The sequence below is a fragment of the Flavobacterium sp. ST-158 genome (assembly GCF_058309975.1).
Map to the genome: position 1 here is coordinate 111,169 of NZ_JBZEEN010000009.1, position 15,443 is coordinate 126,611.

Below are 15,443 nucleotides of genomic sequence, written 5' to 3' on the forward strand. Positions count from 1 at the left end.
GGTTTAAAAATTTAAATATTGGAAATCTAATTGGGTAGTATTAAAATGTAGCACATTATCTAAGTATTCCACTTCAATAACTGTGGCGTTTTCTAAACTTTGGATGTATTGAAAAAAATCAATCTCTCCTTGTTTGTAACTCATAGTACCAACCTTAATTATTTCTGCGGCCAATTGTTTTCCATATTGATTGTAATAATTGATAGCTTCTTGGTATTTTGACAATTCGTTCTTTTTTTGGTTCACAAAACCGTTTACTTTTTGCTTTTGATTTTCTAGCTGTTGTTCCCAACTTTGTAATTCTAATTGAGCAACTTTGGTTTTTGAAACATTTCCTGAGTACAACAGCGGAATTGCAATTCCAACTTGAAAACCATTTAAAGACTGAGACAATCCTTTGTTATTCCCTCTAAAATATTCCAAATGCAAATCGGGTAGCCAATTTTGTTTTTGCATACTTAACTGATTTTTATAATTATTTGTAACTGACTGAAAATAATTATCATAAATAGTTTTACTTGATATTTCTGTTGTAAATTCAATTGGAGTAATTTCGTTTGATTTTATTACAATTTCTTCATCAGATTGAATGTTGGTTTGCAACAAATTGTACTGTGCTTTTTTCTCATTTCTTATCTGAGATAATTTCAACGCTATTTGTCTAAACTTTGCTTGAGCAGTTATTTTTTCCAAATAATTTGTTTCTCCTAATTCAAAACGTCTGTTGCTGGCTTTGGAAAAATTTTGATACAAACTATCTAATTTTTGATACAAAACTTCCTGATGTTGCAAGTACACAATTTGATAAAACAATTTTGAAATTTCGAAACTCAATTTATTTTTTTCAAGTTCGTACTTTGCTTTTTCTTTTTCGAATTCACTCGTATTAAGTTTCTTCTGCGCTCCGTAAACAGTAGGAAATAAAAAACTTTGTTGCGCTCCAAAAACCTTTAAAGGCTTATTATTGAATGCCAAATTGTTTTGGTCATAGTTGTAATAAATAGTCGTTTTATCAAAAGTATAAGCGTTTTTAATAGTAGCTTTAAATTTATCTACCTGCAATTGAGAAGCTTTTAAAGCCGTATTGTTTTGAATTCCCTTAGCGATTAATTGATTCAATTCGTCATTAGTATTTTGAGCAAAAGAAAAAGAAGTACTCAATAAAAACAGAATAATATAAGTGCCACTATGGTGTTTTTTAAATTTAGGTTTCTTAAACTCTTTTCCATCAAAAACTTTAAACAAAACAGGCAATACAATCATTGTCAAAATAGTCGCTGTAAACAAACCACCAATAACAACTGTTGCTAATGGTCGTTGTACTTCAGCTCCAGCAGAAGCAGAAATAGCCATTGGCAAAAATCCTAATGCCGCTGCGGCTGCAGTTAGTAATACAGGTCTTAATCTATCGGTGGTACCTTTCAAAATCAATTCGTCTTTATCAGTTATTCCTTGATGTTTCAGTTCTTTAAAATGTTCTATTAATACAATTCCGTTTAATACTGCAATCCCAAATAAGGCAATAAAACCTACCCCTGCCGAAATACTAAATGGTAAATCTCTAATCCATAAAAACAAAACTCCTCCCACTGCCGAAAGTGGAATTGCAGAATATACCATTAGCGCTTCTTTGATGGAATCAAAAGCAAAATACAACAGGATAAATATTAAAAATAAGGCTATAGGAACTGCAATCATTAATCTAGCTTTGGCACTTTGAAGATTTTCAAATTGACCACCATATTTCACATAATAGCCAACTGGCAATTTTACTTTAGTTTCTACAATACTTTGAATATCCTTCACCACGCTTTGCAAATCACGATTTCTAACATTAATTCCCACCACAATTCTTCTATTAGTATTATCCCTAGAAATCTTTGCTGGACCTTCCGTATATTCAATGGTTGCTAATTCTTGCAACGGAATTTGTATTCCTGAAGGCGTTGTTACGTATAGATTTTTTAAGTCCTCAATGTCATGACGATTGTTCTGATTCAAACGAATCACCATATCAAATCTTTTTTCACCTTCAAATACATTTCCAACTGTTTTTCCTGCAAAACTAAGTGCTATAATCTCATTCAAATCGGCAATATTCAATCCGTAACGTGCAATTTTAGAACGATCAAAACGCACACTCATTTGAGGTAATCCTTCCGTTTTTTCAATGATAATATCCGAAGCTCCTTCTACATTGGCTATTGCTTTTTTAATTTCCTGTGCTTTTCGTGCTAAAACATCTAAGTTTTCTCCAAAAACTTTAATCGCAACATCTGAACGTGTTCCAGAAATCAGTTCGTTAAAACGCATTTCAATGGGTTGGGTAAATTCAAGTTCCATATTCGGAATTTGCTTTTCGACAGCTGCTTTAATTTTATCGGCCAATTCATCTTTAGAAGAAGCCGAAACCCATTCTGATTTTGGTTTTAACTTTACAACAATATCACTTTCTTCCATACTCATCGGGTCGGTAGGAACTTCGGCAGCACCTATCCTACTGACTGCTTGTTCTACTTCAGGGAAATTTTTAAGGATAATTTTCTCAATTTTTGTAGTTGTAGCAATGGTCTTTGTTAGCGAAGTTCCTGTTTTTAAAACCGGTTGAATTACAAAATCACCTTCGTCTAAGGTTGGGATAAATTCGCCACCCATAGTTGAAAACAATCCAATTGCCAACATTAATAAACCAATGGCTCCGTACATTACTTTTTTAGTGTTTTTCAATGCCCAACTGATTATTGGATAATAAAAGGAATTTAGTTTGGCTATTAATTTATTCGAAAAAGAATCTGGATTTTCTTCTTTAGGTTTTAAAAACAAAGAAGAAACAACGGGTACATACGAAAAACAGAATAACATGGCACCAACCAAAGCAAAACTAAAAGTCATAGCCATAGGTTTGAACATCTTCCCTTCTATTCCTGAAAGCGACAATATTGGAATAAATACAATCAGAATAATTAGTTGTCCAAAAATAGCCGAATTCATCATTTTTGAAGCGCTATTATAGGTAATTTGGTCAATCTCAATTTGAGAGTCTTCACTTGAAAGTTTGGCTAAATGTGCCGATTTATGTGCAATTTGAAAAGCAATAAATTCCACGATAATTACAGCTCCATCAATGATAATTCCAAAATCTATTGCCCCCAAACTCATTAAATTTGCATCGACACCAAAAATATTCATCAATGAAATAGCAAAAAGCAAACAAAGTGGGATAACAGATGCTACTACCAAACCAGAACGCCAATTTCCTAATAATAAAACCACCACAAAAATTACAATCAAACAGCCTAAAATCAAGTTTTCGGCTACAGTGAAAGTTGTTTTGGCTACCAACTCACTTCTTTCTAAAAAACCGTTAATATAAACCCCATCAGGCAAGGTTTTTTGAATTTCAGCAATCCTATCTTTTACATCATTAATTACCTGTTTCGAATTGGCGCCTTTAAGCATCATAACCTGTCCAAGAACTTTTTCTCCTTCTCCATTTCCTGTAATAGCTCCAAAACGGTTGGCAGCACCAAAACGAACTTCAGCTACATTTTTGACATAAATTGGCAGTCCGTTGTTATTTTTAACCACAATATTTTCAATGTCATCAAGGCTTTTTACCTTTCCTTCGGCCCGAATAAAATAACTTTGATTTACTTTTTCAATATATGCTCCACCGGCAATTCCGTTGTTGTTTTCTAAAGCTTTAAAAACTTCCGAAATACTAATATTCATGGCTTTTAATTGTGCTGGCGAAATAGCAATTTCATATTGTTTTAAATAACCACCCCAAGTATTGATTTCAACTACCCCACTAATGCCCGATAATTGACGTTTCACCACCCAATCTTGAATAGTTCTCAAATCGGTAACCGAATAGTTGTTTTTGTATTCTGGTTTTACTTCCAGTGTATATTGGTAAATTTCTCCTAATCCAGTAGTAATAGGTCCCATTTCGGGTGTACCAAAACCTTCAGGGATTTTCTCTGCTGCCGATTTTATTTTTTCGGCAATTAATTGTCTTGGTAAAAAAGTACCCAAATCGTCATCAAATACAATAGTTACAACAGAAAGGCCAAATTTTGACACCGAACGAATTTCCTTTACTCCTGGCAAGTTTGCCATTTCAATTTCTACTGGATAAGTAATGTATTGCTCTATGTCTTGAGTAGAAAGATTGCGAGAAGTTGTAATTACTTGAACCTGATTGTTTGTTACATCCGGAACGGCACCAATAGAAATTTGGAAAACAGAATAAATTCCGAATCCAAAAATTCCCAAAGTAAACAACAAAACAATGAGTTTGTTTTTTAAACTAAAAGCGATGATTTTCTCTAACATTTATATTCATTTTATAATTTTCAAAAATAAAATATAAATGATACAGTTAGCTTAAGATTTGATTAATCTCGACTTAAGGAAAGCTTAAGATAATTTTAGTTCCAATATGTTCTTTACTTGAAATTTCTATTTCAATATCCAGTAATACACATAGTTTTTTAACGATAGAAAGACCTAGTCCAGTTCCTTTAATTTCAGGATGTTCGCTTGCATTGGAACGATAAAATTGATGAAATATTTTTTGCAAATCAGCTTCTGGAATTCCTATTCCGGTGTCAATGATGGTACATTTCACTTGATTGTTCTCTTCTGATAATTCAACCGTTAAGGCATCTTCGCTGTTAGAATATTTTAGAGCATTGGAAATCAAATTATTCAAAATAATAGACAGCAAATAATGATCAGAAACAACCGAAAATTGTTTTGTAAACAAGGTATTTACTTTTATTCTCTTGGAATCTATAACGGTAGAAAAAGATGAAACAGCATCCAAAACCACACTATTTAAAGCGATGGTTTCCTTATTTACAGATTGATTTTGATCCTCAAATCGAGCCAATAAAAGCAATTGATCTACCAAATGATTCAACCGATTCACTTCCGAAACACAATAATTTATCTTTTCCTGATAGACTTCTTGCGTTCTGGGTTTACGAATTAAAACTTCCAATGTTCCTTTTATTACCGTTAATGGAGTTCGTAATTCATGTGAAGCATCCGACGTAAATTGCTTTTCTCTTTCTACCGCGGTTTCAATTCGATTCAATAAATTATTGATAGTTTGGGATAAAACATACAATTCATCCTTTTTTTGAGGCAACTCAATTCGAGATTTTAAGTTGTCTTTGGTAATTATATTCGCTGTTTGGATTATAGCACTTATGGGTTTAATACTCCTTCCTGCAATAAAACGAGCAATAAAAAAGAGCAACAATAAAATTAAAGGATAAGCAATAATTAATATTTCGGCTAAATTTTGCAAAACCATAGAAGCATCTTCTAATGACATGGCTACTAACAAATATCCAATTATTTTAGATTCACTGTAAATAGGAACTTGGATTTGACGAATCTTATTCTTCAATAATTTAGTATCAAATAATTGATTATTTTCTATGCTCGAATTAAAGAGAAGCGTTTCATTTTTAAGGTTTGGTGACTTTTCTACTAGTCGCTTAGAAACATCTAAAAACTCAATAAAAACAGGATTTACATCAACAGTATTGTGTTCTCTTTCATTCCATTCGTCAAGATGAATCAGATAATATTTATCATTTCTAATTTCAATTTCATTCAAATGATTCTTGACTTCTTTAGAAATATCATTATTCAAATGATGATAAACACTGTATTCTACAATGGAATAAATAGCAAAAAACACCACAAAAATCAATAAAGCTGTGGTAATGATATAATGGAACGCTATCCTATTTTTAAATGAAAGTTTTTGCATATTTTCTTAATCATTTGCAATATATCCTACTCCTCTAACTGTTTTAATGTAGTCTTCTTCGATTTTTAAATTTAATTTTTTTCGAATGGCATTCATAAAAACGTCAATAACACCGGTATCATATTCAAAGTGAATGTTCCAAACATCTTCAATAATTTGATTTCTTGTACATACTTTTCCTTTGTTTTGAACCAAATAACACAATAATTCAAATTCTCGCTGTGTTAAGGAAACTTCTTTACCGTTGACAAAAACCAAGTGTTTTTGAACTTGAATCTCAATAGAACCTAATTTCAGAACTTCCTCTTGGTCTATATTTCTAAATTGAACCTTGATTCTTTCAACTAATTCTTCAAAACTAAAAGGTTTTTTGATATAATCATTGGCGCCAGATTGTAGACCTTCTATTGTTTCTTGAATGGTATCTTTAGCAGTTAAAAATAAAATGGGTGTTTTTTTATCTTTGATTCTAATGGTTTTACAGAGTTCTAAACCCGTCATTTTAGGCATCATCCAGTCCAGTAAAAACAAGTCAAAACTGTTATTTTGAATTAATTCTAATGCCGTCAAACCGTCTGAAGCAGTGGTTGTTTGATAACCTTCTTCTTCCAAACCTTGTTGTAAAAACTGTACAATTCCTATTTCGTCTTCTACTATTAAAATGCGCATTTGCTGTGATTTATTCTTATCGAAATTTAGGCTTTTGAAAAATCTATTCTCAAAAGTAATAGAAAAATGAAATTAAATAAACTTTATTGAAATCATCTTAAGTAAAACTTAAGATTACAAACTCTGTTAACTTTTCTTTTTTATAATATCAAATTAACTAATTTTACAAAAAAATAAACAACAATATGTTCCTTTCAAAAAAGTTAGCGCCATTTTACAATCTTACCTTATTTTATGTAATTGTCAGTATCATTCTTAGAATTGTACTTGTTTTTCATCCCATAACACAATCGTCTTTTTCAGGATTAGAAATCGCTAAAATCTTCTCATTAGGACTTGTATCTGATGTTTTTGTATTCATTTTAGCCAGCGGATTTCTATGGCTGTATCTCATTTTTATTTCCAATGCTAAATACCAAAAACCTTTTGGATACATCCATTTAGGATTATTACTAGCTCTTTTTGTATATATTTTGTCTGGAAAATCAATACTTACAGAATATGGTGGAGGTTTAGCTAAGGTGGGATTAATTTTCGTAGGAATAAAAACATTCTTATTTGCATTACTACTTTTTTCGCCTAGAAAACGCGATAAAATCAGGTATTGGTTATTTGCTTTTGTGATGTTCTTATATGTGGTTTTAATTTTGCAAAACGCCATAAGCGAATACTTTTTCTGGAATGAATTTGGAGTAAAATACAACTTTATTGCCGTAAATTATTTGGTTTACACTAATGAAGTCATTGGAAACATCATGGAATCTTATCCAGTTGTTCCTATTTTCACCACATTATTTATTGTAGCAGGCATTATAAGCTATTTTATCATCAAAAGATCTAAGATTTATATTGAAAAAATTCCTTCTGTATTTGAAAAAATCCAAATCACGATTATTTATTTCCTTTTGTTTGGACTGTCACTTTGGGCCGTTCCTAATTTGGCTAAAGCCGAAAACGCATCGAATGTTTTCACTAATGAGTTACAAGCTAACGGGATTTACAGATTCTATTTAGCTTTTGTAAATAGCGAATTGGATTATTTTAAATTCTACAAAACCTTACCTGAAAACGAAGCATTTGCTATTTTAGATCAGCAATTAACTAATATCAAAGGATTATCAACTAACAGAACCATTCAAACGGATAGTGCCGAAGTTCATAAAAATGTAGTTTTGATAACTATTGAAAGTTATAGTGCTGACTTTATGAAAATGTACGGTAACAAAGACAACATCACTCCTTTTCTAGATGAATTAGCTACAAAAAGTTTAGTTTTTACTAACTTATATGCATCTGGAAACAGAACTGTTCGCGGACTAGAAGCGGTTACTTTATGCCTTCCTCCTACAGCTGGGGAAAGCGTTGTAAAGCGCAAAGACAATAAAGATAAATTTTCAACCGGAAGCGTTTTTAAATCCAAAGGATACCAAGTAAAATACCTGTATGGCGGTGATGCCTTTTTTGATAATATGCAGGATTTCTTTTCTGGAAATGGATACGATATTGTAGATAAAAAAAGCTTTACACCCGAAGAAATTACTTTTGCTAATATTTGGGGTGTTTGCGATGAAGATATGGTAAATAAAGCCATAAAGACCATGAATGCTGAAGCACAAACGGGTAAACCATTCTTTAATCATTGGATGACGGTAAGTAATCACAGACCTTTTACGTATCCAAACAACAAAATTGATATTCCTGGTGATGCTAAATCTCGTAAAGGTGGTGTGAAATACACCGATTATGCTATTGGAAAATTCTTTGAAATGGCCAAAAAACAGCCTTGGTTTAAAAATACCGTTTTCGTTATTGTTGCAGATCATTGTGCGTCAAGTGCTGGAAAAACAGAATTACCAATGGATAAATACCGAATTCCAGCTATGATTTATAGCCCAGGATTTGTTCAGCCACAGCATTATACAAAACTGATGTCGCAAATTGATTTGATGCCTACAGCATTAGGATTATTAAACTTTAATTATGAGTCTAAATTTTTCGGTCAAGATGTAATGAAAGACACTTATAAACCAAGAGCTTTCATTGCAACCTATCAAGATTTAGGATTGGTAAAAGACAATGTTTTAACAATTCTTTCACCAAAGCAACAAGTAAAACAATATGAATTGATTTTGAAACCTAATGAAGGTATTGAACCCGATTTTAAATTGTATTATGATGAAAAACCAATGAAAAAAGAAAGAACCGATTTAGTAAATGATGCGATTTCTTTCTATCAAACGGCTTCGGATATTTTGAAGAAAAAGAAATACCAAGAACAATAATTAAGCTTAGTTCAAATACAAAATAGCTAGTAAAGATAAGGTTGCGATAAAGCCCCATAATAAGATTCCTTGAATCAGGGGTTTTATTCCAACCGCTAGTAAAACAGAACTACTCAATCCGGAACCAATAAAAAATAAGGTTACCGTAAGTCCCACTTTTGCAACAGCAACGATATACGGACTTACAATTGCCATTTGCGGAACATAAGTATTTATAATCATAGCCAGTATGAAAAATCCAATAAAATAAGGGATTTTTATCTTACTGGCTTTATTTTTAAACAATATACTGGTAAGCAATACAATTGGAATAATCCATAAAGCACGCGCTAATTTTACCGTAGTAGCTATTTGTAAAGCCACAGCACCATATTTATTAGCTGCTCCTACCACCGAACTCGTATCGTGAATGGATAAAGCACACCACAATCCAAAATGTTCCTGAGAAAGATTTAAATAATGTCCAATAGCTGGGAACAAAAACAAAGCAATAGAGTTCAAAATAAAAATAACTCCTAAAGCAACTGAGGTTTGTTTTTCATCTGATTGAATTACCGGTGTAATTGCTGCAATGGCACTTCCACCACAAATGGCTGTTCCGCAAGAAATCAAGTGAGTGATTTTTTTATCAGTTTTGAACCATTTTCCTAAAAACGTTCCGATCAAAATAGTACTAAACAAAGTAGCCACAGTTAATATAAATCCTTGCCTACTGGATAATAAAGCATTGGTAACATTCATCCCAAAACCTAATCCTACAACAGAAACCTGCAATAAAACGTGAATAATTTTATGATTCAAATACAACCAAGGATGCCCGGAAATATTAGCCACAAGCAATCCTAACAACAAAGCGATGGGCGGTGTTATATAACCTGTCAAACATATTAATAACAAGCATACAAAAATAATTTGCTGTGTTCTGCTGTGTTTTTCTAAATTAAAGATTCCGTGTTCAGGGAAAAGTTTTGTTTGTTTTTTCAAGAGCTAATACTTCTATTAAATTTATAGTAAACCATGGTATTTTCTAACAAACCATTCAATTGCAAAAAAGCTGCAAATTAAGACCAGTAACCAATTCCAATCCACTAAAGGCGAACGGCTACTGCTTGTTTTTTCGATAGTTTTATAATTTTCATCTTCTAATAGCGACTGAATTAAACTATCAACTTGATTAGGAAAATAGACTTTTCCTTGTGTTAAACTAGCTAATTGTTTTAATCGAACAACATCTGGATTTACAAATTGCTTTTCGATATCAAAATCTAATATTTCAAAATGACTAGAATAACTTGCTTTTGAATTCAATTCTTTTACCGTAAAATTATAACTCCCAGCCGATAAACCGTCAAGATTTACTTTGTAAGCATTATTACCTTTTAATAAATCATAACTTTTTGAGGCTTTGGTTTCCGAATTGACAAGTGTAATGGTTAGATGAGCCTTTTCGTCAAACTCGTAGTTTTTATTAAAATATTGGGCTGTAATTTCGATAGCTTCTCCTGAGTTATAAAAGCTTTCGTGATGAACTACTAATGATTTCTTAGCAGTATTAGAAGCTAAAAATTGAATAATTTTATCAATAAAAATATCATATTTTTCAAAAGAATCATTTTGATTATGACTTTCTAAACGCCATTTCCAACTATTTTCACCCAATAAATATGCAGCACGAGTTCCCTGATTTTCGCTAAATGCCAGCAACGGAGCTTGAGTATCAATATTTCTAATTTTAGAAGAAAGTAATACCGATGCATTCCCTTTTGCATTGATTTTTCCATAAGGATTTTGCAATGGCGGGAAATTTTCAAAACCAATATCATCAATAGCAAAGAGATTGAATTGCGAATTAAATGCAGCCAAATAATCTTCTTTTTGGGTAGTCATTTTAAACTCTAAATTGCTTTGCTGCTGGTTTAAAAAATTAAAATCAGTATGCGTTCCTGTAATAATTAAAGTATTGATTTTATCTAATTTATTCGAATCAAAAACAGCTTTAAACTCCGCTGTAGGTTGATACAAAACCAAAACATTACAATCTGTTAATTGATTGATTTGTTTAGGATTAACAATTACCACTTTACGTTGTGCATTAGATTCAATTGCTCTTTTTAATGCAGCAATATCCGGATGATTTATAGCAGAAACAATAGCCACAGTAGATTTTTGATCTAAAACTTCAACGGCAAAATTCTTAGTATTGTTGTAGCTGTTTTTTTCTTTTTCAGTCGAAATCAAAGTTGCTTTATACAACTGCGACCCTATTTTATTGGCTGTTAAAAGCACATTAACAACAGCCATATTTTTAGTTGGAGAGAAACTTACTTTTTGTTTGCTTAAAACCAAATTTCCCTGAGAAATCTGAAAATCAGCAGTTATACTTTTTGTTCCCGAATATTGCAAAAAAACTTCAACTGGAAATTGATTTTTTAGAAAAGCATATTTGTTGACATTCAGTTGGTTGATTTTTAAATCTAAAACCTGCGTGGTATCACCTAAAATAATAGGGAAAACTTTATTAGAAGTATCAAAACTATACACATAATCATTTCCTGATGTTTGGTTTCCATCGCTAATTAAAACCGTTGGAAATGTACTGTTTTTATTAATTGCTTTTAAATCTTTGGCTACAGCATCTACATGTGTTTGCGTTCCTTTAAAATCCAATTGTTGAAAAGGCAAAAAATCCGAATCGAACTGAAACGATTGAACAGTGTATTTTTCCTTTAAAGCTGCATTAGTCGCAATTTTTAAATACAATTCAGTTGCCAGCTTATCCGATTTTAAATAAGCAACAGAACTGGAATTATCAACAACAAGCGCCAAAGTTGGTTTTTCGACTACCGTAGTATTGCTTGTAATGATTGGATTTATCAACAATAACAGCAGCCCAAAAATGGCTGAAAAACGTAAAAAAGCCAAGAGTAAATTGATTTTAGATTTACTCTTGGCTTTATAATAATATTGAATGTATGACAAACCAGCAGCTACTATTACAGAAAGAATAATAAGTAGAATGGTGTTTGTTGTCATTTATTTTTATTAATTTAAAGATAGAAAAATTAAATAATTTAAAAATTTTAAACATTTACGAATATAAAAAATCTTTAAATTCTTAAATCATTAAATCTTTGAATATGATTTTATGTTAGCATTCCTCCGCAAACATTTAATACTTGTCCAGTTACATAAGCACTCATGTCTGAAGCTAAGAACAAACAAGCATTTGCAACGTCTTCAGTAGTTCCTCCACGTTTCAATGGAATTCCTTCTCTCCATCCTTTTACGACATCTTCGCTTAATTTAGCTGTCATTTCAGTTTCAATAAATCCTGGAGCAATAGCGTTGCAACGAATATTACGTGAACCTAACTCTAAAGCTACCGATTTTGTAAATCCAATAGCACCAGCTTTTGAAGCAGCATAGTTAGTTTGTCCTGCATTTCCGGAAACACCTACCACCGAACTAATATTGATGATAGAACCAGCACGTTTTTTCAAGAATGTTTTTTGAATGGCTTTAGTCATATTAAATACCGATTTCAAATTCACATCAATTACCTGATCAAAATCAGCCTCTGACATACGCATCAACAAATTGTCTTTAGTGATTCCGGCATTGTTGATTAAAATATCTACTGTACCAAAATCAGCTAAAACAGTATCTACTAAAGTTTGCGCTTCTTCAAAATCAGCTGCATTTGATTTATAACCTTTAGCTTTAATACCTAAAGCATTTAATTCATTTTCTAAGGCTAAAGCTGATTCAGCAGATGAGCTGTAAGTAAAAGCCACATCGGCACCATTTTTTGCAAAAACTTCTGCAATTCCTCTACCAATTCCGCGACTTGCGCCTGTAATAATAGCTACCTTTCCTTCAAGTAATTTCATATTGTGATATAAGTTTATTAACTAAATTGAGTTACAAATATAAACGATTTAGCTGTTTTATAAAATTTATGCTATAAAAAAAGCCTTACCGAAGTAAAGCTTTTAAAAACACTCTTTTATTGTGTTGAAAATGAACTAGAAAGCAACATTCCATCTAGGCAACTTTGCATTTTCACTTAAAAAGTTTTGTAAAACCTGTGCTTCAACAAAAGTAGGAATTACTTTTTCATCTTCGTTATAGGTTTCGTACCAAACCACTTCTAAGCGGCTGATATCTTCTTTTTTCATTTGTGCAGGCCAGGAATATTTTCTTCCTGTTTTAGCAAATTGATGACCGTTTACAATTTTGTCATACAATCCACCATTTTTGGTTTTCAAAGAGCCATCATTTTGTACTGTTCCTGTAGAACCTACCATGATTAATTCTTTTTCTTCAGCTACATCAAAAACTAAGAATACTCCGGAGCCTTCAGTAGCATTACATACTTCTTCCAGGCTATCTTCTATTGTTAATGAAAATTGATTTTTTACTTTGAAACCTTCTAATTCCTTATACATACTATTTTCTTTTGAATTGATTTCTAAAAAAAGGACTGATAAGAATGCCAGTCATTGGAAACCAATTATTAATTTTTTAATTATTTTATACTAAATCAGTACGCCTGATTTTAATTGCGTGCAAATGTATTTCTTTAATTCTGTTTTATACTAAAAAAGCCCCACAAATGTGAGGCTTAATTTATTTAAAATTCGGTTTTAGAGATTAACCTAAAACTTCTTTTACTTTTTTACCAATTTCAGCTGGTGAATCAACAACGTGAATTCCGTTGTCTCTCATGATTTGTTTTTTAGCAGCAGCAGTATCGTCAGAACCTCCAACAATAGCACCGGCATGTCCCATAGTTCTACCAGCAGGAGCAGTTTCTCCGGCGATGAAACCAATTACAGGCTTACGGTTACCATCAGCTTTAATCCATTTAGCAGCATCAGCTTCTAATTGTCCACCAATTTCCCCAATCATAATGATTGCTTCTGTTTCAGGATCATTCATTAATAATTCAACTGCTTCTTTAGTAGTTGTCCCAATGATTGGATCTCCACCAATACCAATTGCAGTAGTGATTCCTAATCCTTGTTTTACAACTTGGTCAGCAGCTTCATAAGTTAAAGTTCCTGATTTAGAAACGATACCGATAGTTCCTTTTTTGAATACAAAACCTGGCATAATACCAACTTTAGCTTCACCTGGAGTAATTACACCCGGACAGTTAGGACCAATCAATCTGGCGTTTCTTTCTTTAACGTAGTTGTTAGCATTAATCATATCTGCAACAGGAATTCCTTCTGTAATTGCAATAATTACTTTAATTCCAGCATCAGCAGCTTCCATAATTGCATCAGCAGCAAAAGCTGGCGGTACAAAAATGATAGAAGTATCTGCACCTGCTTGCTCAACAGCATCTTTAACAGTATTAAAAACAGGAAGATCTAAGTGAGTTGAACCTCCTTTTCCAGGAGTTACACCACCTACAACGTTTGTCCCGTATTCAATCATTTGAGAAGCGTGAAATGTACCTTCACTTCCTGTAAATCCTTGAACAATTATTTTAGAATCTTTGTTAACTAAAACACTCATGATATATATTTTATATGATTTTTAAATTTGTGATGCAAAAATAGGGTTTTCGAAATTATTTCAGGCTTTTTTATTATCAAAAAAAAGTTAGTTATTACATTCTTTTGTTAACTCCGACACAAAATATTCCTTTTTTAAACAAATTCAATAATTAATTTTTTCTTTTTTTATGGATTCGATTTCATCCAGAATTTCCGGAATCTTCTTGATATTAGCCATTTGTTTCAAAAATGCTCTTGACTCCTGCGCAGGATTTCCATTGTAAACTTTATTTCCAAGAGCTGATTTGGTTACCCCAGCCTGAGCTAAAAATACAGCTTTCTCTCCTATGGTAATTCCGCTAGTCACTCCTACCTGCCCCCATAATGTTACTTCATCTTCGATAATTACGCAACCCGCAATTCCCGTTTGTGATGCAATTAAACATTTTTTTCCAATGACAGTATCATGCCCTACATGCACTTGATTGTCTATTTTGGTACCTTCGCCAATGGTAGTATCACCAGTCACACCTTTATCAATGGTACAAAGTGCACCAATACCAACATTGTCTTTAATTACTACTCTTCCGCCTGAAAGTAACTGATCAAAACCTTCGGGACGTTTTTTATAGTAAAAAGCATCAGCACCAAGAATAGTTCCTGCATGAATGATGACATTATCACCAATAACGGTATTATCATAAATAGAAACATTAGAATGAATCAAGCAATTCTTTCCAATAACAACACCATTTCCTATAAAAGAATTAGGCTGAATAACCGTTCCTTCACCAATAATTGCTGATGGAGAAATAGCTGCTCCCGAAAACTGGAAAGGTCTGAAATGATTGGTTAACTTATTGAAATCTCTAAAAGGATCATCTGAAATAAGAAGAGCTTTTCCTTCCGGGCAAGCTACTTTTTTATTAATTAAAACAATAGTTGCAGCTGAATTTAATGCCTTTTCATAGTATTTAGGATGATCTACAAAAACAATATCTCCTTTTTCTACCACATGAATTTCATTCATGCCAAAAACTTCAAAATCTTCATCTCCTACAAATTCACAATTAAGTAAACCTGCAATTTCTTTTAAAGAATATGTTCTTGTAAATTTCATAAATTTTAATTTGAAAATATGCCCATTTGAAAATGAGTCAATTAGAAAAGTAAGCTATAAAACTCATATTGCAT

The 15,443-nt window shown here is 32.1% G+C and carries 10 protein-coding genes; 1 reads left to right on the top strand and 9 read right to left on the bottom strand.

The features are described 5' to 3' along the window. Nucleotides 1-3: 3 nt before the first annotated feature. From AC4FRF_RS14090 to AC4FRF_RS14100, 3 genes are all read right to left on the bottom strand, one after another. Nucleotides 4-4,338 (bottom strand): CusA/CzcA family heavy metal efflux RND transporter, encoded by a 4,335-nt coding sequence (locus AC4FRF_RS14090; RefSeq protein WP_491160301.1) that lies wholly within the window; start codon nt 4,336-4,338, stop codon nt 4-6. Nucleotides 4,339-4,411: 73 nt separating this feature from the next. Beyond that, nucleotides 4,412-5,791 carry a sensor histidine kinase gene (locus AC4FRF_RS14095; RefSeq protein ID WP_491160303.1) on the bottom strand — a complete coding sequence of 460 codons (1,380 nt, stop codon included), beginning with the start codon at nt 5,789-5,791 and terminating at the stop codon, nt 4,412-4,414. 6 nt (nt 5,792-5,797) lie between these two features. Then, nucleotides 5,798-6,460: a response regulator transcription factor gene (locus AC4FRF_RS14100; protein WP_491160305.1), complete on the bottom strand. Its 663-nt coding sequence runs from the start codon at nt 6,458-6,460 to the stop codon at nt 5,798-5,800. Between the two features lie 185 nt (nt 6,461-6,645). Here AC4FRF_RS14100 and AC4FRF_RS14105 point away from each other — a divergent pair, with 185 nt between their 5' ends. Beyond that, entirely contained in the window at nt 6,646-8,742 is a 2,097-nt protein-coding gene (locus AC4FRF_RS14105) for an LTA synthase family protein (protein WP_491160307.1), read from the top strand. Between the two features lie 6 nt (nt 8,743-8,748). Here AC4FRF_RS14105 and AC4FRF_RS14110 read toward each other — a convergent pair whose 3' ends face one another. The 6 genes from AC4FRF_RS14110 to AC4FRF_RS14135 form a co-directional block, all read right to left on the bottom strand. Next, the gene (locus AC4FRF_RS14110; RefSeq protein ID WP_491160416.1) at nt 8,749-9,690 is read right to left on the bottom strand and encodes a YeiH family protein; all 942 of its coding nucleotides are present in this window, start codon (nt 9,688-9,690) and stop codon (nt 8,749-8,751) included. Between the two features lie 57 nt (nt 9,691-9,747). Continuing rightward, a complete protein-coding gene (locus AC4FRF_RS14115) occupies nt 9,748-11,775 on the bottom strand; it encodes a hypothetical protein (RefSeq protein WP_491160309.1) in 2,028 nt (675 codons plus the stop codon). A gap of 110 nt (nt 11,776-11,885) precedes the next feature. Continuing rightward, nucleotides 11,886-12,632 carry a 3-oxoacyl-[acyl-carrier-protein] reductase gene (gene fabG, locus AC4FRF_RS14120; RefSeq protein WP_439228481.1) on the bottom strand — a complete coding sequence of 249 codons (747 nt, stop codon included), beginning with the start codon at nt 12,630-12,632 and terminating at the stop codon, nt 11,886-11,888. A 135-nt stretch (nt 12,633-12,767) separates the two neighbouring features. Next, nucleotides 12,768-13,190 carry a hypothetical protein gene (locus AC4FRF_RS14125; RefSeq protein WP_408079385.1) on the bottom strand — a complete coding sequence of 141 codons (423 nt, stop codon included), beginning with the start codon at nt 13,188-13,190 and terminating at the stop codon, nt 12,768-12,770. A gap of 205 nt (nt 13,191-13,395) precedes the next feature. Beyond that, the gene (sucD, locus tag AC4FRF_RS14130; protein ID WP_408079383.1) at nt 13,396-14,268 is read right to left on the bottom strand and encodes a succinate--CoA ligase subunit alpha; all 873 of its coding nucleotides are present in this window, start codon (nt 14,266-14,268) and stop codon (nt 13,396-13,398) included. Nucleotides 14,269-14,412: 144 nt separating this feature from the next. Next, a complete protein-coding gene (locus AC4FRF_RS14135; RefSeq protein ID WP_491160312.1) occupies nt 14,413-15,369 on the bottom strand; it encodes a UDP-3-O-(3-hydroxymyristoyl)glucosamine N-acyltransferase in 957 nt (318 codons plus the stop codon). Between the last annotated feature and the right edge of the window lie 74 nt (nt 15,370-15,443).

Bases quoted from the DNA above. Each gene is read 5' to 3' on its own strand.
- AC4FRF_RS14100 (WP_491160305.1), bottom strand. From the start codon at position 6,460: ATGCGCATTTTAATAGTAGAAGACGAAATAGGAATTGTACAGTTTTTA.
- AC4FRF_RS14115 (WP_491160309.1), bottom strand. From the start codon at position 11,775: ATGACAACAAACACCATTCTACTTATTATTCTTTCTGTAATAGTAGCT.
- AC4FRF_RS14090 (WP_491160301.1), bottom strand. From the start codon at position 4,338: ATGTTAGAGAAAATCATCGCTTTTAGTTTAAAAAACAAACTCATTGTT.
- AC4FRF_RS14105 (WP_491160307.1), top strand. From the start codon at position 6,646: ATGTTCCTTTCAAAAAAGTTAGCGCCATTTTACAATCTTACCTTATTT.
- sucD (WP_408079383.1), bottom strand. From the start codon at position 14,268: ATGAGTGTTTTAGTTAACAAAGATTCTAAAATAATTGTTCAAGGATTT.
- AC4FRF_RS14095 (WP_491160303.1), bottom strand. From the start codon at position 5,791: ATGCAAAAACTTTCATTTAAAAATAGGATAGCGTTCCATTATATCATT.
- AC4FRF_RS14125 (WP_408079385.1), bottom strand. From the start codon at position 13,190: ATGTATAAGGAATTAGAAGGTTTCAAAGTAAAAAATCAATTTTCATTA.
- fabG (WP_439228481.1), bottom strand. From the start codon at position 12,632: ATGAAATTACTTGAAGGAAAGGTAGCTATTATTACAGGCGCAAGTCGC.
- AC4FRF_RS14135 (WP_491160312.1), bottom strand. From the start codon at position 15,369: ATGAAATTTACAAGAACATATTCTTTAAAAGAAATTGCAGGTTTACTT.